Below are 24,548 nucleotides of genomic sequence, written 5' to 3'. Positions count from 1 at the left end.
TGGACACCTTTCGCTCCGCCGAAGGGTCTAGGCCGCCTTCAGGTGCATCTCGCACCGGTTACGGCCACTCTCTTTTGCGAAGTAAAGCGCTCTATCAGCCTCCCCGCGGAGCGTCTCCAACGTGCTGCCTTCGGCAGCAATGGTCGTACCTAAGCTGGCGCCAATCTCGATCATGATCCCGTCAAGCTCGAAAGGCTCTGCGAGCGCGCTTACGACGCGTTCAGCAAACGCTGCCGCCTGTCTCGCCGAAACCTCGGATTGGAGGATGACGAACTCGTCACCACCCACTCGTGCAAGGGTATCCTCCGGACCGAGCAGACGTGAAATTCTCCCGGTCACCGCAACAAGCAGTGCGTCACCCGTGGCATGGCCGTATCGATCGTTCACCGGCTTGAAGCGATCGAGATCCAGGCAGTGAAGAGCAAGGTTTGCCGCTCGCCCGCTCGCCGCGGCAGTCGCAAATCTCTCCGACAGGAGCAGGCGGTTGGCCGCTCCAGTGAGGGCGTCTGCGTGCGCAACCGAGTGATATTTGCACCTGGTAACCAGAAGCTCCACAATCACGCGTTGCGCTTGCAGAGATGTTGCGATTCCGCCCAAAACAAAGGCGCCCAAAAACAGAACAATCACGCCGTTCAGCTGCATAACGGCCGGATCGGCTTCGGAGAGTCGAGGTATGATCGCCAACAGCACCGGTATCATCAGCGCTACGAGCGTCGCGCTGGTCATGCGGGCACGAAAGCCGCTCCTGCTCACCAGCCCACATCCGAACCCTAGGCAGAGCACGTAGCCTAACGTGTCCACCCGAGGATCGGCGCTCCGGATTGCTTCTGCGCACAGGAGACCCAAGAGCAGCCCGAACAGAACGCTGCCTGCGCCATACTGCCGTTCCCAACGCTTGCCTTCCGCAAGGGTGAAGAACTGGCGCTTCTTGCGCCTGCGAAATAACTCCATGTGCAGGAGCCGCAGAAGACCTATTGAGACCGCCGCATAGGTCAGCACGAGCGAAACTGACGTGCCGGTCTGATTGTGGATCACCCAGCCGAATGCACCGACGGAACTCGTCATAATGATGAGCGGCAGTCGAAACATGAACAGCAAGTCCACCAGTTCTAGATAGACCTTGCCTAATGCATCTTCAGAATGCGGCGTCGATAAGTGCGGGGCCATGATGTTCTCCAGCACAGCCTTGATCACGACCCAACGTAAATCTATCGTGCGCCGGGCGCGCGTAGTCCTACGTAGCGGATTGCACGCGGAACCCTTCTAGCAGCCTCCGGACTCCGTTTCGCAGCATTCGCTCAGGTGGAAAGCTGCGGACCAACAGGTACGCCGCCTTGCGCTCCTGCGTGCAGCGGAGGCTGCATCAGGCAAACCCGCTGAGGAATTTTGACCTCTTCAATCAATTCCAGAATGGCCTGCGCTACGGCCTCAAACGTATAAGGCTTACGCATGATAGGAAATTCGCGCTGATCAATCGGTATGAATTGCTTGCTGCTGTATCCGCTTGCCAAGAGGATTGGCAGCGCAGGGCGAGTCCTTCTGATCTCCTGAGCCAGTTCGATACCCGTACGCCCCGGCATCACGATGTCCGAGAATACCAGGTCCACCGCGTTGTTCTCCAGCAAGGCCAGTCCCTCGTCAGCATCACACGCTTCAATTACATGGCAGCCGAGATCCTCCAGCAGTTGCCTGCCGAAATAGCGGACATGTTCGCTGTCTTCTACCAACAGGATCGTGAGCCCCTCTGGCAACGAAATATTGCTCTGCTCCATCCCGCGGCCTTTTACCGGCTTATCAGTGCGAGGAAGCCGAATATCCAGAGTGGTGCCGTGGCCTACTTTTGAACTGATCTTGACCGATCCGCCAGACTGAACCGCGAACCCGTGGAGCTGCGACAACCCGAGGCCGGTCCCCTTCCCTGCCGGTTTGGTCGTGAAGAATGGCTCGAACACCCGGTCCAGCTGCTCGGGTGAAATGCCCTTGCCCATGTCGCTGATGGACAGGCTCACCATTTCATTATTGCCTTCGCGCACATTCCGAGTCGATATCGTGATCTTCCCTCCCGACGGCATGGCGTCGCGGGCGTTGACTACAGCATTGAGCAACGCCGTCTCGAGGCCGGTCGGGTCAATCTCGATGCGCCAGAGCGCAGGCGCCAGGTCGAGTTCGAGTTCGTACTGGCTGCTCAACGTGCGCTGCAGCATTTCGCCCAGTGCGTCGAGCCGAACGCTGAGGTCTATCACCTCGGGTTCGAGCGGCTGGCGGCGTGCGAAGGCCAGCAGCTGAGCCGTGAGGCTGGTCGCACGCTCGGCTGTTTCCAGTAGAACGTGCAGGTAGCGCGTGCGTTTCTCCTCAGCGAGGTCCTTCTTACGCAGCAACATGTCGGCCGTTCCTCGCACGACCGTCATGAGGTTGTTGAAGTCGTGGGCAATGCCGCCTGCAAGTTCCCCAAGCGCCTGCAGTTTTTGAGATTGCAGTAGCGCCTCTTGCGTCTCCCGCAGTTCCTCCTCGGCCCGCTTCTTTTCCGTTATGTCGCGTGTGACTTTAGCAAAGCCGATGTGCTCGCCGCTGTCTTTGTAGATAGGCTCAAGCATGACGTGAGCCCAGAACAGCGAACCGTCCTTACGTACGCGCTGCGCCTCCGCCTCGAACTTACCCTCGCGCAACGCGGTCTCAAGTGCCGCGGCCGGCGCTCCTCTTGCGCGATCCTGCTCCGTGTAAAAACGCGAGAAGTGCTGCCCTACAATCTCCGAAGCATTGAAGCCCTTGATTGTCTGAGCGCCAAGGTTCCAGTTGGTGACATGCCCGGTAGGGTCCAGCATGTATATCGCATAGTCACGCACCCCCTGCACGAGCATGCGGAACTGCAACTCGCTGTCGAACAGCGCCTGTTCTTTCTGCCGCTTTTCCGTGACGTCCCGAGTCACCTTCGCGAAGCCGAGGAGTTCACCGTCCTCACCTTGAATGCGATCGACGACGACGTGGGCGAGAAACTTGGTTCCACCCTTGCGCACCCGCCATCCTTCCGCTTCGAAGCGCCCTTCTCGGGCGGCCGTATCCAGGATGCGAGAAGGCAGGCCATCGCGGCGATCTTCGGCGAGAAAGAACTTGGAAAAGTGCTCTCCCAGCACTTCCTCTGCCTCGTAGCCTTTGAACCGACGAGCGCCTGCATTCCAAGTGGCGATGCGGCCCGTGGGATCGAGCATGTAGATCGCATAATCGGTGATAGAGTGGACCAGCAACTCCAAGCGTTCATCCGCGATGTGCCGATCAAATGTGGATTGCGCCATTCAAAGTCCTCAAGCGTGAACCCACCTACGACCCTGGACTGCCCATGTGGGCAATTGAGAGCGATATCAAGCGACTTTACCTTAAGCTTGCCAGAGTTTTGACTTGCGCACCGGCAACAACATCTGGCGCCCGGCTTCGTCGCCAAGCTCAGGACGCAGCATGTCTAAGCGAGAGCCCGGTACTCCAGCCCTCGACTGAGAGTTGGAGTGTGCAACATGGGCCGGCTTCAGTCGTTGACCAGAAATGCCAGAACAAAATCGAAATCCTCAACAGAGCGGACCGGTGATCGTCATCACCGGTGCATCCGCGGGTGTGGGCCGTGCGGTCGTTCGCGAGTTTGCCGGAGAAGGCGTGCGGATCGCCCTCATTGCACGGGGCCGGGACGGACTGGAGGCAGCGGCGCGCGAGGTCCGTGAGGAAGGCGGAGAGGCGCTCGTACTGCCTCTGGACGTCGCGGATGCGGCACTCGTCGAAGCGGCGGCTGAGAAGGTGGAGAATACGTTTGGTCCAATAGACATCTGGGTGAACGCCGCTTTCGCGGGCGTGCTAGCGCCGTTCCTTGAAACATCCTTGGAGGATTACGAGCGGGTTACGAAGGTGACCTACCTCGGCCAGGTGCATGGCACTCATGCGGCACTGCGCAGAATGGTGCCGCGCAACCGCGGCTCCGTCGTGCTTGTCGGGTCGGCACTCGCCTATCGCGGCATTCCTCTTCAGTCCGCTTATTGCGGCGCGAAGCACGCAATCCAGGGCTTCCACGATTCCATTTGCTCCGAGTTGATCCATTCACGCTCGAAAGTGCATGTCTCGATGGTTCAGTTGCCCGGCGTCAACACGCCTCAGTTCGACTGGATTCGCACCACAATGCCGCGCGAACCCAAACCAGCGAGCCCACCGTATCAGCCCGAGGTCGCGGCGCGTGCCATCAGCTGGGCTGCCCGTCACCGACGCAAAACCGTGATGCTAGGCTGGCCAACACTGCAAGCCATTTGGGGTGACCGTTTTGCTTCCCCGCTGCTCGACCGTTATCTCGCCTGGACCGGCATCTCTGGGCAGCAAGACAAGACTCCCGTCTCGCCGGACCGTCGCGACAACCTGTGGGAGCCAGTACCCGGCGACCGCGGAGCCCACGGCCGCTTCGATTCCACGGCGCGCGAGTACACCACGCAGTTCTGGCTGAGCCGCAACCGAGTGGCGGTGGGGATCGGTGCTGGTCTCGCAGGTCTGGGGCTCCTCGGAACGCTCGTGAAGGGTCGCCGCAGGTAAACCGCGACCATCACTGTGGTATGTCGGGCTGAAGGGGAGTTCGACTGCCACCGCGCAACTGCTGGCAAACGCATGCCTTTGCTTCGGGCGCATAGACCGCTAGAGCGTCCTCGAAGCTCTCTAGTGCTGGATCACTTCTGACGGGAACCGAAACCCCAGAAGTGAGTTCCAAGCTGCGTTGAGGTGGGTCGCGGGGCAAGGGGAGCGCGGTCCCGCTTTCTTGTCCCATTCCCCAGAGACTGACGATGCCGGCCAACAAAGGCTACGTTTCCGGATACCTGCTTTACTTCTTGCTTCCAGTCTTGCTTGTCGCAACCTTCTTGGCCGACACAAATGCGCCACTCGGGCGAGCGCTCTGGATCACGTACATGATTCCCACGGTGCTGGCATATCTGGCGCAGCATCGTGTGGCGCCGTTGGCAACCGCGCTTGCGGGCGTGGCGCTGTGTGCCGTCGGCTTCGTGGTCGCTCCTCCCGGCATTGACCCAAGTGTTGCGCTTTTCAATCGAGGCGTTGGCGGCGTGGCCAATCTCGTGCTGGCCGTGATCGGAATGGTTTTCATCTCCTATCGCCAAGCGAACCGTAGGCAACAATGGCTGCGGGACGGAGAGGTTGCGCTTACCAAATCCACCTCCGGAGATCTCACGCTGGCGGAGGTGTCGAAGGCGACGCTCGCCTGCCTCGCAGAGCGCTTCGGCGCCTCTGCCGGTGTTATTTACGTCCGTGACGGCGGCGTATTCCGACGCACCGCGTCGTACGGTGTTCCTGAGAGCGCCAACATACCTGAGGAGTTGAACGAACGCGACGGCCTCCTTGGAGAAGCCATTCGCACTGGTGAAGGGCGTGTCATTAGTGATATCCCGGCGGGCTATCTCGCCTTCGGCAGCGCACTTGGCAGCGCTCCGCCCCGCGCGCTGGTGATCGGCGCCACGGTGATAAAAGGCGCCGTCAATGAGGGCTTAGTCAATGCCGTCATAGAGCTCGGGTTCCTGCAGCAGCCGGGCGCCCGCGTTGAGGATGCGCACGAGTTCCTGCAAGTTGTATCCACCACGCTTTCGACAACGATCCGATCCGCCAAGTACCGCGCGCGACTACAAGTGCTTTTGGCGGAAACACAGCAGCAAGCCGAGGAATTGCAGGCCCAGAGCGAAGAACTGCGCACCACCAACGATGAACTGGAGGCGCAGAGCAAGCAGTTGATGGCTTCGCAGGCGCAGCTTGAGGACCAGCAGGCAGAGCTTGAACAGTCGAACGCGCAGCTGGAGGAGCAGACCGTTTCATTGGAATCTCAGCGAGACGAGCTTGCCCGCGCTCAAGCCTCGCTGAAGGCACAGGCGAACGACCTGGAGCAGGCGAGCCGGTACAAGTCGGAGTTCCTTGCCAACATGAGCCATGAGTTGCGCACCCCGCTCAACTCGCTGCTCATCATGGCGCGGCTCCTCGCGGACAACCGGCAGGGCAACCTGAGTGATGAGCAGGTCCGCTTCGCCGAGACTATAGAGACCTCTGGCAATGACCTGCTCACGCTGATCAACGATGTTCTCGATATCTCGAAGATAGAGGCCGGCCGTCTTGAACTGGAACCACGGCCGGTAGAGATTGCCTCGCTGACGAACAAGCTTCGGGCTGGTTTTGCGCCCTTTGCCGAAAAGAAGGGGCTCAGGTTCCGCATCGAGACTGCACCTGCCACCCCCAGGGAGATCGAGACCGACTCGCACCGGCTCGAACAGATCCTGCGCAACTTCCTGTCAAATGCGATCAAGTTTACCGATCGGGGCCAAGTCTCCCTCGAGATCGTGCCCCGAGAGGGCGGCCGGGTGTCTTTCACGGTGCGGGACAGCGGTCCTGGTATCGCAGCGGACCAGCACGGAGCTATTTTCGAGGCGTTCCGGCAGGCCGAGGGCGGGATCAGCCGCAAGCATGGCGGCACGGGTCTGGGGCTGTCGATCTCGCGCGAACTTGCGCAGTTGCTTGGCGGCGATATCCGGCTCGAGAGTGCTCCTGGCCAAGGCAGCGCCTTCACGGTGGACATTCCCATGCACTTCCACCTGGGGCAAAGTGCCACGCCCGGCGGTCTTGAGGCTACGATTCGTCGCCCCACGCCTTTGCCCTCGCCAGCGCCCACACCGCCGAGAGCAAAGGGAATGCCCATCTGCGATGATCGTGAGACGCTGACCGGCGATTCTCGCGTCATTCTGATCGTGGAGGATGATCCATCCTTCGCCCGCATCTTGTGCGACATCGCTCACGAGGTAGGGTTCCAGTGCCTTATCGCCGGGACCGCCGACGAAGGCGCGTTGCTGGCGCGCCAGTATGTTCCGCATGCGGTCATTCTCGACATGCACCTGCCTGATCACACCGGCCTTTCGGTGCTGGACCGGATCAAGCGCGACACCCGGACGCGCCATATTCCCGTGCACGTGGTCTCAGCGGACGAGGACAACAGGGCAGCTCTTGCCAGCGGTGCCGTGGGCTACTTGTTCAAGCCAGTCAGCCGCGACGATCTGATGGGCATGCTCGAAGGCCTCGAACTGCAGATGGATCAGCGGCTGCGCAGGGTTTTGGTCGTCGAGGACGATCACAACCAGGCTGAAAGCATCCATCACCTATTGGCATCACGCGATGTCGAGACGGTGGAAGTCCACAGCGCCGCTGCCTGCCTGGAGAAGCTTGGCAGCGAGACGTTCGACTGCATGGTCCTCGACCTGAATTTGCCGGACATGCCGGGACTGGATCTTCTCGAGCGACTGTCAGACGACGAGAGCGTCGGCTTCCCTCCAGTGATCGTCTACACCGGACGCGATCTTTCCTCTGCGGAAGAAATGCGGCTGCGGCGCTACTCAAAGTCGATCATCGTCAAGGGTGCGAAAAGTCCCGAGCGTCTTCTGGACGAAGTGACCCTCTTCCTGCACCAAGTCGTATCAGAGATGCCTGCAGAGCAGCAGCAGATGCTCGCCAAGGCGCTGGGGCGTGATGCTGCGCTGGAAGGCCGGCAAGTGCTGGTCGTCGAGGACGATATCCGTAACGTCTACGCCCTCACAAGCGTACTGGAGCCGCATGGTGTGCAAGTGCGTATCGCGCGCAATGGGCTGGAGGCACTTTCCCAGCTTGCACGGGCCGCCGATGGCGATGGTCGTCCGGTCGACCTTGTCCTCATGGACGTGATGATGCCGGAGATGGACGGCCTCACCTGCATGCGTGAAATCCGCAAGGACCAGCAGTGGTCCGATCTGCCGATCATCGCCCTCACCGCCAAGGCAATGGAACGCGATCATCAGGACTGTCTCGAAGCAGGCGCGAACGACTATCTTGCGAAACCTCTCGACGTGGACAAGCTACTCAGTCTCATCCGGGTGTGGATGTCGCGGTGAGGAACCTTCAATGGTGAAGCTGGCGCCCGAGGCTGTCGAAGATATCGAGGTCGACCTGCTGGTCGAAGCGATTTGGCGGCGGTATCAATACGATTTCCGCGACTACTCGCGAGGATCGCTACAGCGCCGGCTGGTTCGCGCACAGGGACACTTTGGTTGCACGAGCTTGTCCGAACTGCAGCATCTCGTCCTTCGGGATCCCGCCAACCTTAACGTCATGCTGAGCTTCTTGACGATTCAAGTCAGCGACATGTTCCGGGACCCGGATTATTTCCGTGCAATCCGAGAAAACGTGGTGCCGCACTTGCGGACCTGGCCCTCGATAAAGGTGTGGATTGCTGGCTGTGCAAACGGCGAAGAGTTTTACTCTTTGGCTATTCTGTTCAGCGAAGAAGGGCTGGCCGATCGAACCTTGTTCTACTGCACCGATATCAATTCCGCCGCGCTTCAGAAAGCGGAAGCGGGCATCTTCGAGATAGACAGGCTACCTGGATTCTCCCGCAATTATCGCGCGTCGGGAGGGCGAGCGTCGCTTTCTGACTACTACACCGCAGCGTTCGGAGCCGCACGATTCGACCCAGCCTTGCGAAAGCGGGCGGTGTTCGCCGATCATAACCTTGCAAGTGACGCCGTTTTTTCCGAAGTTCAGCTGGTGTCGAGCCGGAACGTACTCATCTATTTTGATCGCCCGCTGCAGGATCGGGCGCTGGGGCTTTTTGCCCAGTCGCTTACGCCCGGTGGTTTTCTTGGGCTGGGCTCGAAAGAAACTGTTCACTTCTCCCGCCACGCAAGCTTGTTCTCCGACTTTGCCTCTTCAGAAAAAATCTATCGCCGTAATGCCATGGCCGCAGCGGGGGAGATGACCCTTGCGGAGTGACGCGATCAAGATCCTGGCGGTAGACGATGTAAAGGAGAACCTGGTCGCATTGCAGGCTGCGTTGAGCCGGTTGGACGCAGAGCTGGTGACTGTCGGCAATGGCTTTGACGCCCTCGAACTGCTGTTGCGTGATGACTTTGCTCTTGCTCTGCTCGACGTGCAGATGCCGGAGATGGACGGGTTTGAACTGGCCGAACTGATGCGTGGAACGGAGCGCACGCGTTCGGTACCGATCATCTTCCTGACGGCCGTTGCGACTGACGAGCGCCGCAGGTTTCGGGGTTTCGAAGCAGGCGCAGTGGACTATCTGCTCAAGCCGCTCGATGTTCATGTGCTCAACTCCAAAGTCGCCGTTTTCGTGGAACTCGCGCGGCAGCGCCGCGAGATCGCGCGACAGAGGGACGAACTGGCAACCGCGCTGGGACGCTTGCGCGCGCATGACGACAACTCCCCGCTCGCGGTCATAGAATTGGACGGCGACCTTCGCATCGTGACCTGGGCAGGCGGCGCTGAGCGTCTTTTCGGCTACCAAGCCGAACAGATGCTGGGGCAGCGCCTGGGCGAGGCATCCTTCCTCCCTGAAGAGGACCGCACGGGGTTTCTGTCTGCCATAAGTGGCTTGTTCTCCGGAGAGGACCAGCGCGAGATGCAGGAACACCGCTACCAGCACGCCGACGGATCTTTGCGCGAGGCGGAATGGTACTGCTCCTCGCTGGCCGGCACAGGGGCGCGGCCACGCAGCGCCATGATCCAGGTACTTGACGTAACCGCACGGCATCGCGCCGAGGAAACACAGCGTCTGCTGGTTGGTGAGCTGAACCACCGCGTCAAGAATACGCTCGCCACAGTGCAAGCGATAGCGGCACAGGGATTTCGGCATGCGCGTTCGCAAAACGAGTTTCGTGACGCGTTTACCGGCCGCATCCAGGCGCTTGCCCGGGCGCACTCGCTGCTGAGCGCAACCACCTGGGAACGAGCCAGTCTGCGCAGCCTCATTGCTGACCAGGTGGCAATCGGTGCCATTTCCGCTGACCGGTTACGGCTGGGCGGCCCTGAAGTGAACCTACCCCCTGAACTGGCGCTTCGCTTCGCCCTTGTACTCCACGAACTCACGACCAACGCACACAAGTATGGCGCGCTGTCAAACGAGATCGGTTTTGTCTCGCTGTGCTGGTCGTTCGAGGAAGGTGGGCTTGCCTTCACCTGGAGCGAGCATGATGGTCCGCCTGTGCAGGAGCCTGAGCGGAAAGGGTTCGGCACAACCTTAGTGACTGGCAGCCTTGCAGGGGAAGGCGCGGAAATTGAGGTAGAGTACGCACTTGAGGGCGTTCGTTGGCGCATGATCCTGCCTTTTGAGCAGCTCCCGCGCGCTGGAACGGCAGATGTAGCTATTGCGCCAGCAGTACAGGCGGCAAACACAACTGCATCCGAGCCTTCGAAAGAGGCACCCGTGCCGAAAGGCGTGCGGGTGCTGGTCGTCGAAGACGAGCCTGTGCTGGCGATGGAATTGATGTTCGAGCTTGAAGAGGCGGGCGCGATACCGCTAGGTCCTGCCTCGTCGTGTGCCCACGCTCTCGACATCATCCAGCGCGAAAGCCCCGAGCTGGCTCTTCTCGACGGGAACCTGAATGGCGAACGCATCGACGTTGTGGCCGATGAGCTTGCAGCGCGTGGTACGCCTTTCGCATTTGTAAGCGGCTATGGCCGAGAACATCTACCTGAGGAGCATGGCAGCCGTCCGGTCATATCGAAGCCGTTCGTCTCTGGAGAGGTGCGCAGCCTGGTTGCGCAGTTGGCCACCGCAGACAACCGTGGACATCTTGAAGGCGCCGTCAACTGACTGCCAAGTGATGGACCCCGGTAAATTCGTGGAAAGCGCGGGAACAAATGTTCCGCCCGGCGCATTCACGACACTGTTCAACGACGCAAATCTCGAGGAGCAGTCCGATGATCTCTTCGCGCTACCAGTCTAGCCGGCCACACGAGTCGGTACTTCCCCGCCCTCAGCTCGATGCTCATGCGCGGCATCGCTTCTATGGCCCTGTTCAGCCGATGCATGAACCGTCTCTTCTCGAGCGTCTGTTCGGACGCCGGTAAGCAGCACTAAGCTTCTCCCCGGTAGCAGCGATGAGCTGCTGCTACCGTTGGCGCTGTATGTGTCGCATTGATGTTCTTGCGTCCACGATGCGTCTTACACAGATACGAAGCCTGGAGAGGGAGGAGCGGCATCACTGCGAGGCTGCTGCATGCCGCTGTCGCTCTTCTCTCCAGCCTTCCGGCATTCTGCGCCGTCTGAGCTACCTCACAAACCGGGTGTGAAACGGTGTTTTGGCACGAGCACCTGCCGGCGCGATAATCCCGCCCCCGCGCCGACTTTGCAATTGAGGGCCGTTCGCTTATATGCCAACGACGAACCCCCGGCCGAGCAGTTCGCGCAATGCGCTCTGCGCGCGCCGGGGTCCGCTTTTGTGAAGCCAGGTATCGAGTAAGGATTGCCCATGTCGCGCAGGCGCCAGATCTACGAAGGCAAGGCCAAGATCCTCTACGAGGGCCCCGAGCCGGGCACCCTCATTCAGTACTTCAAAGACGATGCCACCGCGTTCAATGCGCAGAAGAAAGGCACGATCCAAGGCAAGGGCGTGATCAACAACCGCATCAGCGAGTATGTGTTCACCCGCCTCAATCACATCGGCGTGCCGAACCACTTCATTCGCCGCCTGAACATGCGCGAGCAACTGGTTCGGCAGGTGGAGATCATCCCGATCGAAGTGGTCGTGCGTAACGTAGCTGCCGGCTCGATCTCAAAGCGCCTTGGTATCGCCGAAGGCGAGCCGCTGCCGCACACTTTGCTGGAATATTATTACAAGGACGATGCGCTGGGCGATCCGCTGATCGCAGAAGAGCACATCGCGTGCTTCGGCTGGGCTTCGAACGAAGAAATGCAGGACATCTCGGCTCTGGCCATTCGGGTGAACGACTTCCTTTGCGGCATGTTTTCGGCCATCAACATCCGCTTGATCGATTTCAAGCTTGAGTTCGGACGTATCTGGGACGGCGACTACAGCCGCGTGATCCTTGCGGACGAAATCAGCCCCGACGGCTGCCGTCTCTGGGACATGACCACGGGTGAGAAGCTTGACAAGGATCGCTTTCGTCGAGACTTGGGCGGCGAGGAAGAGGCTTACCAGGAAGTGGCACGTCGCCTCGGCGTATTGCAGGACGACCCTGGGCCAAGCGAAGTCTTCGATCTCAACGCTCATCGTGGCAAGCTGCGCAATAGCAAAACCAGCAAGTGAGGACTGCGCCGCGTCCTGCGTTCATACCGACGCGGGACGGCTAGCGCGCGCTTGTCTTAGTGTTCCGGCTCGGGCAGGTGCCGAGAGATGAGTTTCCGGCTTCGAGCTCTCCTCATCCTGTGCCTTGTGTTCATTTCCGCTCCTGCGATTTCGCACGCACGGGACGCAGGTTCGAGCGCAGCGCAGTGGGCCTTTGAGCCAAACGACATACCCGTTGATCCTGCATTTCGCTTTGGCCGTCTTGCAAGCGGAGTGCGCTACATCATTCGTCGTAACGCGACTCCTGCAGGCACGGCGCTCGTCCGCATGGATGTTGCAGTCGGCTCGCTGGACGAGCGCGAGCACGAGCGTGGTTACGCTCATTTCATTGAGCACATGGCTTTCAATGGCAGCACTCGTGTTGCCGAGGGTGAGATGGTTCGGCTGTTAGAGCGCTACGGATTGGCCTTCGGTGCTGATACGAACGCCTCTACCAGCTTCGACCGCACGCTCTACAAGCTGGACCTGCCTACCAACGACCCGCAACTTCTCGAGATTGCACTGCTGCTCATGCGTGAGACAGCAAGTGAATTGACCATCGAGCAAGCAGCGGTGGAGCGGGAGCGAGGAGTGATCCTTTCGGAAATGCGAGACCGGAACACGTGGCAACTTCGCGATACCATCGCCAACACACAGTTCTTCTATCCGGGCTCGCGCTTTGCGCAGCGCTTTCCGATCGGGACAGCCAAGACACTCAACGCAGCCACGGCGGCCAAGCTGCGCGCTTTTTACAAGCGCACCTACGTGCCCCAGAACGTCACGCTTGTCGTTGTTGGAGACTTTGACCCTGACCTAGTCGAGGCAACCATCCGAGCGCACTTTGGCCGATGGCGCGCACGCAAGCCGAAGTCACAGCCGGATGCCGGTCCGATCCGTACCAGGGATCGCGATCGGACGGCGATATACCTCGATCCAGCAGTATCTGAACGGGTCACGATCGCGCGCAACGGTCCTTGGCTCGATGAACCCGACACGGTGCTGCAAAGGCAAGAGGACCTGCTGCGTCAGATTGGCTACGCTATCGTCAACCGGCGTCTGCAGCGCCTGTCCCGGCAAGCCGATCCGCCATTTCGTGGTGCTGGGTTCGGAACAGGCGACGTGTTCGAGAGTGCCCGGTCCACCCGATTGATCGTAGATACTGTGGACCGCAAGTGGCGGCGCGGCCTGATCGCCGCTGCCCGCGAATATCGGCGCGCGCTGGTTCACGGCTTCGACCCCTCTGAAGTTGCGGAGCAGGTGGCGAATATCCGCACCTCTCTGGAAAGCGCGGCCAGCTCTGCGGAAACGCGCAGTAATGCTGCACTTACCGCCGCGGCTCTGGCACTTATATCCGATCGGGTCGTGCCTTCCACACCCGCAGACGCACTAGCCCGCTTCCGGGACTTTGCCCCCCAGATAACACCTGAGGCGGTGCTCGCCGCTATGAAGCGCGAGGCTGTTGCGATTACTGATCCGCTGATCCGATTTAGAGGCCGGCATGACCCCGCTGGAGGCGTGAAGGCCATCCGCGCGGCCTGGGCGGAGGCGATGAAAGCTGAAGTGGCGATGGCAAGCTCCACTGATCTGGCGGGCTTTGCCTACTCTGACTTCGGTCCGGCGGGAGTCGTCATCTCGGACCAGCGAGAGCCAATAATGGGCGTTCGACAAGTCCGTTTTGCCAACGGCATCATGCTCAACCTGAAGCGGACCGACATCGAAAAAGACCGTGTGCGTGTCAGTCTGTCTCTGGACGGGGGCAACCGGCTCGACACGCTAGTTAATCCGCTTGCGACCGAGATGATACCGTTTCTGAGCGAAGGCGGGCTCGGCCAACACAGCGCCGACGAGCTGCAGACGATCCTCGCCGGTCGCAATGTCAGCGGTCGCCTCCGCACTGGGGGAGAGACCTTCGACGCCCGTGCGACCACCACGCCGCGCGACTTGGAACTCCAGCTGCAGCTCTGGACCGCGTTCATCATGGACCCTGGCTATCGGGCCGAAGGTGAGGTCCAGTACCGACACAACATGAACAACTATTTCGAGCAGCTGCGCGCAACGCCTATTACGGCATTACGGGCAGAACTAGGCGGCATCCTTTCCGATGGCGATCCACGTTTTACTCAGCAGGACGTGAAAGCATACCGCGGGCTGACTTTTGGCAAACTCAAGCGCGACATCTCTGACCGCCTGACTCATGGTGCAATCGAGATCGGCGTTGTCGGCGACTTCGACGAGGACGAGGCGATCGCGCTTGTGGCGGCCACCTTTGGCGCGCTGCCGCCGCGCGAGCCGGCGTTTCGCGACTCCAGCGAACAACCCCCGCGTACGTTTACATCCGATCGGCAGCGCCGGATCGTGCGGCATACCGGGCCCGCTGACCAAGCCCTGCTGCGAGTGGTCTGGCCTACGCGTGACGATACCGATCCAGTGGAGGCTTTGCAGCTGCAACTTCTGGAGCGCGTGATGCGTATCGAACTGACCGAGAGCTTGCGTGAGACGCTTGGCAAAGCCTATTCTCCTAGCGCCGCGAGCGCGCTCTCTCGCACGTGGCCGCAGTACGGCACGTTCAACGTTTCCGCTTCCCTCGATGTGCAGGACGTGCTCGCTGCGCGAGCCGCCATCAGGCAAACCGTCGTCGGCTTACGCTCAGATCCAGTCGACAATGATGTGCTGCAACGTGCACGGCAGCCTCTGCTCGAAGCACTGCAGAATGCTCTCAAGTCGAACGACGGATGGCTCTCCCTGGTCGACCGCGCCCAGAGTGAGTCTGACCGCATCGAGCGTTTCGCCCGAGCAAAGGAGCGCCTGACCGCGATCGAGCCAAAAGATCTGCAAGCTGCCGCGCTGCGCTATCTGGACCCCGACCAGGGGCTGGAGGTGCTTGCCCTGCCGGAAGGCGCGACACCCCCTGAGTGATCAGCGGGCGTGGTTCGGACGCGTCGGCCTGCCGGTGCGCTCGGCCCAATCCACAATCAGATCATCGTATAGTTTCTGGTCAATGAGATCGTACTTTTCCGGGAAATTGGCGAAAGCGTCCATCGCACTTGCGACGCTGCCGGTCTCCATCAGTTCGCGCGCCATGCTCATGTGATTGACGGCTGCGGAAACCCAGCCCCAGCCGGTGGACAGAGTGAAGGCCGTGTCCGGAAGGTTGAAGCCGAGCGTGCAGACAGGGATCGTCATGTGCGGAATCACTTCCGCTTGTTGGGCGGGCGGCGCACTCGCGAAGACGATCGCGTCGGCACCTGCCTCCGCGTAGGCCTTGCCACGCTTGATCGCTTCCTCGATGGAACCAGTCCCGCCGCCGCCGTTCTCGCTGGTGTAGAGTTCATCGCAGCGGGCGATGATGACTAGGCCTGAATCGCCACGGCCTTTGACGCCGGCTTCGATGCGCAACTGCATGTCTTCAATGGAGCACAAACCGTTGATATGTTTCGAGTGCTTGGGATTGACTTCATCTTCCACGTGATAGCCCGCGATGCCCGCAGCGACGTAGCGGCGCGTGAAGTGATATGCGTCGGCAACCGTCTCGCCCAGGGTGTCAGCATCCGCAATGAGAGGGACGTTCATGGCTTGCGCGATCCGACCAGCCTGTTCGATCTGCTCGACCTGGCTGAACACACCGTTGTCGGGAACCGCGTAGTGAAAGGCGGAGCAAGCATGGCCGCCCAGATACGCGGCCTTGAAGCCAACATACTCGACAATCCGGCCGGTGAGCGCGCTATATGCCTCGGCCGCGACAAAGTGCTCACCGCTCTGAAGCAGAGCACGCAATTTCTCTCCAGGTGTCGGCATCATCCTCACTCCCTATCATATCGCGAACGCCAGCACGGAACCTTCGCTTTCCTATGCGGTTGCATGATACCGCTTGAGGCGCAAGCACCTGCGCCTCAAGCCCAGCGGGTTCGAGCGTCAGCAGCGCTATAGGTCAACAGGAGTTCCGGTGCACGAAGCCCTGATGATCGAGATCGCGCTGATCGGCGTCCTTGGCGTTGCCGCCCAGTGGATCGCATGGCGCACTGGGAAGCCTGCCATCGTTTTCTTGCTGGCGGCGGGTATCATTGCCGGACCGGTAACGGGATACATCGACCCGACACGCGATTTTGGTGAGCTGCAACAGCCGATCATCAAGCTCGCCGTGGCAGTGATCCTCTTTGAGGGCGGTCTGCAGCTCAACTTCCGTGACTTGCGAGAGGCAGGCACGGCCGTGAAGCGTCTGATCTTTCTGGGCGTGCCGCTGGGCTGGCTTACCTGCACTTTGGCTGTTCGCGTAGGTGCCGGTCTCAGCTGGGAACTCTCGGCTCTGTTCGGGGGCATCCTGGTAGTCACGGGGCCGACAGTGATCGGTCCTATGCTGCGCGAGATCAAAGTGCCCCGACGAGTTGGCGACACGCTCAAGTGGGAAGCGATCATCAACGACCCGATCGGGGCGCTGCTTGCCATTGCCGTCTTCGCGCAAATGACATTCGCCAACGGCGAACCGGCGCCTGGCGGCATACCCACGGTTCTGGGCGCCACAGTTGGAGCAGCTGCCCTTGGCTATGGCCTGGGCCGTTTCGTCGCCTGGTCCTTCCCGCGCGGGTACGTGCCCGAATATCTCAAGGCACCCCTGCTGTTGGTGCTGGTGATTGCAGCGTTTGTCGCTGCCGATACCGTACAGCATGAGAGCGGGCTGGTGACGGTGACCGTCATGGGAACGGTGCTGGCCAATAGGCCGACATTCTCGAGCACCGCGATGCGGCGCTTCAAGGAGGACCTGACGGTCCTCCTTATCTCGGGCGTATTTATCCTTCTTTCGGCAACGCTGGACTGGAGCATCATCGAGCGGCTGCAGGCGCGCTTTGCGATCTTCCTCGTGCTGCTGATGTTCGTGGCGCGGCCTCTGACTGTCCTTATCTCGCTGCTCGGCAGTGCCCTGTCTTGGCGTGAAAGGCTGTTCATCGCCTGGGTTGCTCCGCGCGGGATCGTGGCAGTCGCGATTACCGGACTGTTCGCGCTGCGCCTGACTGAGAACGAGGTAGTCGGGGCTGAACTGCTGGTGCCGCTCGCCTTCGCCACCGCCATCGGCACGATCGTCGCGCACGGGTTCACCGCAAGGCCATGGGCACGGTTCTTGGGCATCGAGCGGGGCAAAGGTAACGCGCTGATGTTCATCGGCATCAATCGCTGGTCTGCGGCGGCGGCGGCGGCAATGAAGCAAGCTGGCGTCGAGGTCACGATGATCGACAATTCCAGGTTTTCGCTCCGTCGAGTAGCTCGGGAGGACATCTCCGCTCATCGCGGCGATGTTCTGTCTGAGAGTTTCGGACACCAGTTTGACTGGGCAGACTATCACCACGTCCTGGCAACGTCGGATAGCGACGCGTACAATGCACTCGTTTGCTCCGAGCTCGGCCCGGAGCTTGGCTTCGACTCTGTGCTCCAGGTTGCGCCGGACCCGCGGGAGGGCATGACCGTGCCACGCGGCGGAACCTTATTCCTGGAGCCAGTTGATGTGTGCGAGCTGCAGACGCGCATTGCCGAAGGATGGCTATTCAGCCGCACCCGCATTACCGAGCAATTTGACTTGGAGGCCTTTGAGGCGAAGCTGGATCGGCTAGCGCGTCCCTTCGCAGTGGTGCGGCCAGACGGAACCTACGAACTCTACTCGTCCGTGCGGACCCCCGCCCCACATGAAAACGACGAGATTATCTACTTCTCGCCCCGCGAGACGGCGGAAGAACGCAGAACCAAGCATGATACGAAGCTGGAACTCCGAGAGAACCGCAGTGGCCGCGCGGGGCCGTCAGCGGCGGGAGCCGCGCCGCAGAAAGCCTGAACGCATGTTCCTGCAACATGGATCAGAGCTGCTCCAAAGCTGGAACGAGGGCGTCGAAATGGTCGATCACCGCCGCGGCGCCGAGTTGCGAGGGAGGCAGATCGTTGAAACCAAAGCTCACTGCGACGCATGGGATCCCAGCCGCCTGCGCTGCACCAACGTCGAAGGTGCTATCGCCGACGTAGGCCGCCCGCCCTCCCCCGCCTCGAGCGATCATCTCGTGTAGGAGGTCGGGTTGCGGCTTGGCCCTGCCGGGCCCAAGCGTGTCGCCGCCGATGATGGTATAAAAGTGCTGAGCAAGATCGAGCTCCGTCAGAAGCTTAACGGCCAGGCGCTCTAACTTGTTAGTGACAAGCGCAATTCTCACGCCCCGCTTGCTCAACGCTACCAGAGCGCCCCCGCCTCCGGGAAAGAGGTGCGTATGAACTGCGATGTTCTGCTCGTAGTAGGCGATCAGCGCGTCATAAAGTTCGGCGAAGCGCTCCTCCGGCACTGGGCCTCCACTCGCTTCAAGTGCCCGAAGCAGCATCTTACGCGATCCGCCTCCCACAAAGTTGCGCACTTCCGCCGGCGCTAGTGCGGGCCGCCCCTCCTGCCCGACTGCATGGTTCACGGCTGCGGCGAGGTCGCCGTGCGTGTCGAGCAAGGTGCCGTCGAGGTCGAAGCCGACGATCTCAAATGCGAAATCCTTCATCCGTCGGGAAGTGCGCGCTTGTGGTGGAAACGGCAAGCATTTGCTGGCAAATGGCGTCCATGACATCTGCCGCCGCCCCGCTCGCCATCGTTATTCTCGCCGCCGGCAAGGGCACGCGGATGAAGAGTGACCTGCACAAGGTTCTTCATCCGGTCGCAGGCCGTCCCATGCTGGAGCATCTGCTAGCAAGCGCCGCCGAACTTGCGCCGCAGCGGCAGGTCGTCGTGGCCGGGCACGGGCGCGAGCAACTGGAGAAGGCGCTTGGGGGCCGGGCGATCATCGCGCTGCAAGAACCTCAGCTCGGAACCGGGCATGCCGTCCTGCAAGCGAGGGAAGCACTGCGAGGCTTCGAAGGCGATGTGCTGATCCTCTACGGCGACGTGCCGTTCGTGCGTGCCGATACGATGCAGGCAATGATCCAGCGGTTGCATGGGACAGAGGAGCCTCCGATCGTCGTCCTGGGCTTCGAACCTGAGGACCCTCTGCAGTACGGGCGGATCGTGGCAGATGGTGATCGCATCACCTGGATGGTCGAGCACAAGGACGCGACAACCGAGCAGCGCTTGGTCAATCTGTGCAACTCGGGGCTGATGGCCGTCCGTTCGCAAGATCTCTTCGCTCTCCTCGACCGTGTCGGCAACGAGAACGCGCAAGGTGAGTACTACCTGACCGACATCGTGAACATCGCCAGCATGGACAACCGCTATTGCGCGGTCATTGTCACCAATGAGGCCGACGAAGTCGCCGGTATCAACTCGCGCGGCGAACTCGCGCAGGCCGAGGCGCGCTGGCAGAAGCGACGGCGCGAGCAGGCGATGGTCGATGGAGCGACCCTGATCGCACCCGAGACAGTCTGGTTCGCTTGGGACACCAAGCTGGGGCGCGACGTGACCATAGAGCCCAATGTCGTATTCGGCCCCGGCGTCACGGTAGCCGATGACGTGAGTATCCACGCGTTCTCGCATCTGGAAGGGGCGACAATCGAGAGCGGCGTTTCGGTGGGCCCCTACGCCCGCCTTCGTCCTGGCGCCCTGCTCAAGAAAGGCTCGCGAGTCGGCAACTTCGTGGAGATCAAGAAAGCCGTCCTGGGCGAAGGCGCCAAGGCCAATCACCTTACCTACCTCGGCGATGCCGAAGTTGGGAGGGATGCCAACATTGGTGCCGGCACTATCACGTGCAACTATGACGGCTACTTCAAGCATCAGACCGTTATCGGCGACCGCGCGTTCATCGGGTCCAACAGTGCCCTTATCGCGCCGGTACGGATTGGCACGGACGCCATCGTGGCGGCTGGCAGCGCGGTGAGCCGCGATGTCGCTGATGGTGAGCTGCGACTTGTTCGAGCGGAGCAGCTCGTCAAGCCAGGCTGGGCCGACAGCTTTCATGACGCGATGAAGAAGAAGAAGGCGGACAAACCGGGTTGACCATCCAAAGTCGCTGACACCCGCGGATTCGGTCACCATGCATGCGGTGGAGGATCGCGAAACGGGAGAGAAAGTGCTGCACTTCCACCCTTTGCCTAAGCTGGACTGGCGCTTTCACAAGCAGAGACGATCTGCGAGAGGGCGCGGTGTGTTTGCTCGAGCGTGGCTTGTTGCCTGCTGCATCGCGTTGTCCGCACCAGCCTCCGCGCGCGACAGCCTGGGCCTCTATGCCACATGGGGCGCATTCCGCGATCCGATTGCGCCACGGTGCTATGCCATCGCGCTGGCCGATCCTAGCCTGAAGCAGCGAGATTATCAGCCCTTCGCGGCCATCGGAACATGGCCCAGACGCGGTGCGCGCAATCAGATCCACTTTCGCCTTTCGCGCAAACTGGCGCCCAACTCGCCGATCGTGCTTGTCATTGGCGACCGTCGCTTCAATCTAACCGGGGGTGGTGGCGATGCATGGGCGGCGAACAGCAGCGACAATGCCGCGATCATTGCCGCGATGCGCTCAGCTTCACGAATGTACGTTCGCGCGCGCGATTCGCGCGGGCGCGGTTTCGCGAACATCTATCCGCTCGCTGGGGCCGCCTCCGCCATGGACGCGGCGGCGCTTGGGTGTGCCCGCTTGAACCACAATCCCTGAGCTGCAAAAAAAGGGCGGAGCGCGATCGCTCCGCCCTTCTCATTTTACGCTAGACTGACCGTTTAGAAACGATAGCCGACGCTCGCCACAATCTGATGGCGATCCAGATCGACGTCGAAGCGTTCGGTGTCAGGGAAGTCGTCCTCGAAATCGATCTCCGCTTTGGAATAGTTGGAGTAGCGGTATTCGAACTTGGCAAAGGCGTTCGATCCGAGCTTCTGCTCGACGCCAGCGCCGATCCGCCATCCGTCACTATCAATGTTCTCGCGGTATTCGGTCTGGCCGTCGTCAGCCAGGACATCGAAGCGAGCGTTGGTGTAGCCGCCCTTCACATAGACCAGTGTGGTCGGTGCAGCCTTGAACCCGGCGCGCGCGCCGACGTAAATGTCTCGCCCTGTCCGCACGTTGCCAAAGCCGATGCCTTCGTAGTCCCCGGCATCAAAGCCGGTCTTGGCGGTGCTGTCGGTCAATTCGGCCTCGACGCCCACGACGGCGCTGCCGAAGTCGTAGTCGTAGCCCGCGCCGATGCCGTACATGAAACCATCGATGGACTGATCGTTGTCTCTGTTGAGATCATCGTCGACCGTGCTGCCGGCCTTGCTGATGTCGTAGCCGGCAATCGCTTCCACGCGCGGTCCGGTGAAGGACGTCTCGGTGCTCTGGGCCAGAGCAGGAACGGAAACGAGTGCACTGCCGGCTGCGAGGCAGACCATAACTTTCTTCATAATAAGCTCCATCTTCCAGCCGGCTCTAAGCCGCCGGGACCCACTGAATGCTTCATCGGGCGCCGGAGTTTCATGAACACAAGACAACAAGATCGGTGATGCTTTTGCGCAACACTAAAAAGCCCGACACTGTCTCTGCGGCGCTCTGCTGTCGAAAGTTCACTCAGATCAGCCAGTTCGCGTACTCGCGCGCGGGGGTGCCTTCCCACCGACGGGGACGTGCACTATATGGCACCCCATCATGGCCGACACGAACCTCATGCCGATACCGGGGCACATCGACCCGGTGCCACTGCCGCGCGACGTGACCCCGCGCGAAGACGGTCGCGTGGATCTGATCGGGCTGCCGAGAAAGCGGATTGCCGAGCTGTTCGAAACCGCGGGTCTCGATCACAAGCAGGCAAAGCTGCGCGCCAAGCAGGTGTTCCACTGGCTGTATCACCGAGGCGTGGTCGATTTCGATGACATGACTGACATCGCCAAGTCCATGCGGCCTTGGTTGGCGGAGCGCTTCGTGATCGGCCGTCCCGAGATCGTGGAGGCCCAGCACTCCAGCGACGGCACCCGTAAATGGCTGCTGCGCACGGCCGACGCCCATGACTATGAGATGGTATTCATCCCTGACGCGGATCGAGGCACCCTGTGCGTGTCCAGCCAGGTGGGCTGCACCCTCAATTGCCGGTTCTGTCATACCGGCACCATGCGGCTGGTGCGCAATCTCACCGCTGGCGAGATCGTCGGACAGGTGATGCTCGCTCGAGACTCGCTCGGCGAATGGCCGAAGACGAATGGCGACGCGCGCATCGCCACCATGGCGGGGCTCGATGACGAGGAGGACGAGGGCTCCTACTCTTCGGACGGCCGCCTGCTCACCAACATCGTGATGATGGGCATGGGGGAACCGCTCTACAATTTCGACAACGTTCGTGACGCGCTCAAGCTTGTCATGGACGGCGACGGCCTCGCCTTGTCTAAACGCCGGATTACACTCTCCACCTCCGGCGTCGTGCCGAAAATGGCGCAATGCGGCGAGGAGATCGGCGTAAACCTCGCTGTTTCGCTTCACGCGGTGAGGAAGGACGTCCGAGACGAGATCGTGCCGATCAACCGCAAATACGGCATCGATGAGCTCCTGCAGGCCTGTGCTGACTATCCCGGCGCCAGCAATGCGCGGCGCATCACGTTCGAGTACGTCATGCTCAAGGACAAGAACGACAGTGATGAGGATGCGCGCGAGCTTGTCCGACTGATCAAGCACTATAAGCTGCCGGCGAAGGTCAATTTGATCCCGTTCAATCCTTGGCCGGGGGCGCCATATGAGTGCTCGACCCCCGACCGGGTGCGCCGCTTCTCCGACATCGTCTTTGAGGGCGGCATCTCCGCTCCAGTGCGGACACCACGTGGACGTGACATTGATGCCGCTTGTGGTCAGCTCAAGACGGCAGCGCAGAAGAAAAGCCGGGCCGAACTCGACCGGCTCTATGAGGAAAAGCAAGCCGCGATCGGTTAGGGTTTGAATCGTGCCGATTGGCAGGGTCGCTCCGCTGCCGGCACAATCCGTCGCAAGGAACTATCAGGCCATCTCGCCGCCGTGAGAGAGACGATCTGTTCATCTGACGTTGTGGATCACTGAACGATGAGTTGCGTTATTGGATCAACCAAGCGCAACTTGAGGGCAAAGACCATGCGTAAAGCCATCACCGCTGCACTCCTCGCAGCCATCGCCGTCCCCGTCGCCACGAGCACGCCAGCAGAGGCTCGCCGGAACGATGATCGCCGCTACTACAACACGGATAATGGCGTCCGGTACTGGCGCGGAAACAATGGTCGTTACTACTGCAAGAAGCCCAATGGCACCACGGGGCTGCTGATCGGCGGCGTCGCCGGTGCGCTTGTCGGCCGTACGATCGACGGCGGTCGAGACAAGACGTTGGGCACCGTTCTGGGCGCCGCAGGCGGCGCGCTCCTCGGTCGCGAAGTGGAGCGTGGTGGCTCACGCGCGCGCTGCCGCTGACAAGCGCCAAGAAGGCATTTTGCGAAGGCGCATCGCTCCCAAGCGTGCGCCTTTCGCTTGGGCGATGTGCCCAATGCTTTCCTACACCGGCCAAGTATGCTCCAAAGCCAGCATGATGGCGTTGATGATCTCTAGGGCGGTTCTGCAAGGGGCGAAGGGTACTCGCCGTCCCCGGCCCCGTGTTTCCTTCACTGGACACCGGCAACTGCGTCAACTCAAGTCTCGATGGTAGAGCGGCCCGCTGTTCTCGTGACCGGCGGTGCCCGCCGCATCGGCGCCGCCATCGCATCCGCCTTTGGTGCGGCCGGGTGGCACGTCGTCATTCATTACGGCACTTCTGGCGTCGAAGCCGAAGCGCTGGCCGCAAGCCTGCCTTCGGCAGAGACGGTACGCGCTAACCTAGCGGGACAGGGCGCAGCGGCCGCGCTCGGCCAGCAACTTGCGAACCGTCTGAGCGACTGGCGCGTTCTCGTGAACTGCGCAAGCGTGTTCGAACTGGATTATGCGACCGAACTGGCCCCCGGCGTCTTCCGCCGGGCCATGCAGATAAATGCCGCAGCACCCGCAGCGCTCGCGCAGGCGTACCTTTCGCATGGACGCGCCAGTGGCGGGCGGCGGGTGATCCAGATCACTGACCAGAAGATCGCCAATCCCAATCCTGACTTCTTCTCCTACACCATGAGCAAGCACGCACTGAACGCGACTATCGCCATGCTCTCGATGGCGCGATCCGATCCGCGTGATCGGATCTACGGCCTTGCGCCGGGAGCAATTCTGGCGAGCCATGATCAGGCGGAAGTCGAGACCGAACGCTCACACCGGATGAACCTGCTGGTGCGCAAGACAGGTGCAGACGAAATCGCACAAGCGACGCTGTTCCTGGCGCAAGGTTGGCTGCGCAGCGGCGAAACGTTGTACATCGACTCCGGTCAGCATTTGCTTTCGCAGCCCCGCGACGTCTTGTTTCTTGCGCGACAATGAGCTGATCGTCGTCACAAGATCGATGCCGGTCAAGTCTTGCCTCAAGGCAAACACGGTGGCTACTATCTCACAATAAGAGGCTGCGGGGGGCAGTCGCTTCCCTTCGCTCCCCAGCGCTAACAAG

Annotated in this window: 17 protein-coding genes; 12 read left to right on the top strand and 5 right to left on the bottom strand. The window is 61.0% G+C overall.

The features are described from left to right. Positions 1 to 27: 27 nt before the first annotated feature. Together ABVV53_RS03425 and ABVV53_RS03420 are read right to left on the bottom strand one after the other, a co-directional pair. The gene (locus ABVV53_RS03425; RefSeq protein WP_353982919.1) at positions 28 to 1,194 is read right to left on the bottom strand and encodes a GGDEF domain-containing protein; all 1,167 of its coding nucleotides are present in this window, start codon (positions 1,192 to 1,194) and stop codon (positions 28 to 30) included. A 104-nt stretch (positions 1,195 to 1,298) separates the two neighbouring features. After that, complete coding sequence (locus ABVV53_RS03420) at positions 1,299 to 3,290, bottom strand: hybrid sensor histidine kinase/response regulator (protein ID WP_353982918.1); 1,992 nt, start codon at positions 3,288 to 3,290, stop codon at positions 1,299 to 1,301. A 244-nt stretch (positions 3,291 to 3,534) separates the two neighbouring features. Between ABVV53_RS03420 and ABVV53_RS03415 the strand changes: the two genes are divergently transcribed. From ABVV53_RS03415 to ABVV53_RS03390, 6 genes are all read left to right on the top strand, one after another. After that, the gene (locus ABVV53_RS03415) at positions 3,535 to 4,557 is read left to right on the top strand and encodes an SDR family oxidoreductase (RefSeq protein WP_353982917.1); all 1,023 of its coding nucleotides are present in this window, start codon (positions 3,535 to 3,537) and stop codon (positions 4,555 to 4,557) included. 245 nt (positions 4,558 to 4,802) lie between these two features. Further along, positions 4,803 to 7,928: a response regulator gene (locus ABVV53_RS03410; RefSeq protein ID WP_353982916.1), complete on the top strand. Its 3,126-nt coding sequence runs from the start codon at positions 4,803 to 4,805 to the stop codon at positions 7,926 to 7,928. A 10-nt stretch (positions 7,929 to 7,938) separates the two neighbouring features. Beyond that, a complete protein-coding gene (locus ABVV53_RS03405; RefSeq protein ID WP_353982915.1) occupies positions 7,939 to 8,805 on the top strand; it encodes a CheR family methyltransferase in 867 nt (288 codons plus the stop codon). Continuing rightward, positions 8,795 to 10,645, top strand: a complete 1,851-nt coding sequence (locus tag ABVV53_RS03400; RefSeq protein WP_353982914.1) for a response regulator — start codon at positions 8,795 to 8,797, stop codon at positions 10,643 to 10,645. The genes ABVV53_RS03405 and ABVV53_RS03400 overlap by 11 nt, the downstream gene beginning before the upstream one ends. 658 nt (positions 10,646 to 11,303) lie before the next feature. Further along, positions 11,304 to 12,101, top strand: coding sequence for a phosphoribosylaminoimidazolesuccinocarboxamide synthase (gene purC, locus ABVV53_RS03395; protein WP_353982913.1), 798 nt, complete (start codon positions 11,304 to 11,306; stop codon positions 12,099 to 12,101). Between the two features lie 87 nt (positions 12,102 to 12,188). Continuing rightward, positions 12,189 to 15,035: a M16 family metallopeptidase gene (locus tag ABVV53_RS03390; protein WP_353982912.1), complete on the top strand. Its 2,847-nt coding sequence runs from the start codon at positions 12,189 to 12,191 to the stop codon at positions 15,033 to 15,035. Here the strand turns inward: ABVV53_RS03390 and ABVV53_RS03385 are convergent, their stop codons facing one another. Then, a complete protein-coding gene (locus ABVV53_RS03385) occupies positions 15,036 to 15,917 on the bottom strand; it encodes an isocitrate lyase/PEP mutase family protein (protein ID WP_353982911.1) in 882 nt (293 codons plus the stop codon). Positions 15,918 to 16,062: 145 nt separating this feature from the next. Between ABVV53_RS03385 and ABVV53_RS03380 the strand changes: the two genes are divergently transcribed. Then, entirely contained in the window at positions 16,063 to 17,937 is a 1,875-nt protein-coding gene (locus ABVV53_RS03380; RefSeq protein ID WP_353982910.1) for a cation:proton antiporter, read from the top strand. Between the two features lie 22 nt (positions 17,938 to 17,959). Here ABVV53_RS03380 and ABVV53_RS03375 read toward each other — a convergent pair whose 3' ends face one another. Beyond that, positions 17,960 to 18,631: an HAD-IA family hydrolase gene (locus ABVV53_RS03375; RefSeq protein WP_353982909.1), complete on the bottom strand. Its 672-nt coding sequence runs from the start codon at positions 18,629 to 18,631 to the stop codon at positions 17,960 to 17,962. Between the two features lie 59 nt (positions 18,632 to 18,690). On the opposite strand from ABVV53_RS03375, the gene glmU reads away from it, so the two are divergent. Continuing rightward, complete coding sequence (gene glmU / locus ABVV53_RS03370; RefSeq protein ID WP_353982908.1) at positions 18,691 to 20,055, top strand: bifunctional UDP-N-acetylglucosamine diphosphorylase/glucosamine-1-phosphate N-acetyltransferase GlmU; 1,365 nt, start codon at positions 18,691 to 18,693, stop codon at positions 20,053 to 20,055. 187 nt (positions 20,056 to 20,242) lie between these two features. Then, on the top strand, positions 20,243 to 20,704 hold the full coding sequence (locus ABVV53_RS03365; protein WP_353982907.1) for a hypothetical protein: 462 nt from the start codon (positions 20,243 to 20,245) through the stop codon (positions 20,702 to 20,704). A 62-nt stretch (positions 20,705 to 20,766) separates the two neighbouring features. Here ABVV53_RS03365 and ABVV53_RS03360 read toward each other — a convergent pair whose 3' ends face one another. After that, positions 20,767 to 21,429 carry an outer membrane protein gene (locus tag ABVV53_RS03360; protein ID WP_353982906.1) on the bottom strand — a complete coding sequence of 221 codons (663 nt, stop codon included), beginning with the start codon at positions 21,427 to 21,429 and terminating at the stop codon, positions 20,767 to 20,769. A 241-nt stretch (positions 21,430 to 21,670) separates the two neighbouring features. On the opposite strand from ABVV53_RS03360, the gene rlmN reads away from it, so the two are divergent. The 3 genes from rlmN (at position 21,671) to ABVV53_RS03345 (ending at position 24,424) form a co-directional block, all read left to right on the top strand. Then, positions 21,671 to 22,939: a dual-specificity RNA methyltransferase RlmN gene (gene rlmN, locus ABVV53_RS03355; protein WP_353982905.1), complete on the top strand. Its 1,269-nt coding sequence runs from the start codon at positions 21,671 to 21,673 to the stop codon at positions 22,937 to 22,939. Between the two features lie 174 nt (positions 22,940 to 23,113). Beyond that, the gene (locus ABVV53_RS03350; protein ID WP_353982904.1) at positions 23,114 to 23,443 is read left to right on the top strand and encodes a glycine zipper 2TM domain-containing protein; all 330 of its coding nucleotides are present in this window, start codon (positions 23,114 to 23,116) and stop codon (positions 23,441 to 23,443) included. Positions 23,444 to 23,668: 225 nt separating this feature from the next. Beyond that, a complete protein-coding gene (locus ABVV53_RS03345; protein WP_353982903.1) occupies positions 23,669 to 24,424 on the top strand; it encodes an SDR family oxidoreductase in 756 nt (251 codons plus the stop codon). Positions 24,425 to 24,548: the final 124 nt, after the last annotated feature.

The organism is Novosphingobium kalidii (assembly GCF_040534015.1).
Classification (GTDB): domain Bacteria; phylum Pseudomonadota; class Alphaproteobacteria; order Sphingomonadales; family Sphingomonadaceae; genus Novosphingobium; species Novosphingobium kalidii.
The sequence above is the reverse complement of the archived record's forward strand: the minus strand, read 5'-3'. Positions and strand labels throughout refer to the sequence as shown.

Bases quoted from the DNA above. Each gene is read 5' to 3' on its own strand.
- ABVV53_RS03420 (WP_353982918.1), bottom strand. From the start codon at position 3,290: ATGGCGCAATCCACATTTGATCGGCACATCGCGGATGAACGCTTGGAG.
- ABVV53_RS03415 (WP_353982917.1), top strand. From the start codon at position 3,535: ATGCCAGAACAAAATCGAAATCCTCAACAGAGCGGACCGGTGATCGTC.
- ABVV53_RS03410 (WP_353982916.1), top strand. From the start codon at position 4,803: ATGCCGGCCAACAAAGGCTACGTTTCCGGATACCTGCTTTACTTCTTG.
- ABVV53_RS03405 (WP_353982915.1), top strand. From the start codon at position 7,939: ATGGTGAAGCTGGCGCCCGAGGCTGTCGAAGATATCGAGGTCGACCTG.
- purC (WP_353982913.1), top strand. From the start codon at position 11,304: ATGTCGCGCAGGCGCCAGATCTACGAAGGCAAGGCCAAGATCCTCTAC.
- ABVV53_RS03390 (WP_353982912.1), top strand. From the start codon at position 12,189: ATGAGTTTCCGGCTTCGAGCTCTCCTCATCCTGTGCCTTGTGTTCATT.
- ABVV53_RS03385 (WP_353982911.1), bottom strand. From the start codon at position 15,917: ATGATGCCGACACCTGGAGAGAAATTGCGTGCTCTGCTTCAGAGCGGT.
- ABVV53_RS03375 (WP_353982909.1), bottom strand. From the start codon at position 18,631: ATGAAGGATTTCGCATTTGAGATCGTCGGCTTCGACCTCGACGGCACC.
- glmU (WP_353982908.1), top strand. From the start codon at position 18,691: ATGACATCTGCCGCCGCCCCGCTCGCCATCGTTATTCTCGCCGCCGGC.
- ABVV53_RS03360 (WP_353982906.1), bottom strand. From the start codon at position 21,429: ATGAAGAAAGTTATGGTCTGCCTCGCAGCCGGCAGTGCACTCGTTTCC.
- rlmN (WP_353982905.1), top strand. From the start codon at position 21,671: ATGGCCGACACGAACCTCATGCCGATACCGGGGCACATCGACCCGGTG.
- ABVV53_RS03350 (WP_353982904.1), top strand. From the start codon at position 23,114: ATGCGTAAAGCCATCACCGCTGCACTCCTCGCAGCCATCGCCGTCCCC.
- ABVV53_RS03345 (WP_353982903.1), top strand. From the start codon at position 23,669: ATGGTAGAGCGGCCCGCTGTTCTCGTGACCGGCGGTGCCCGCCGCATC.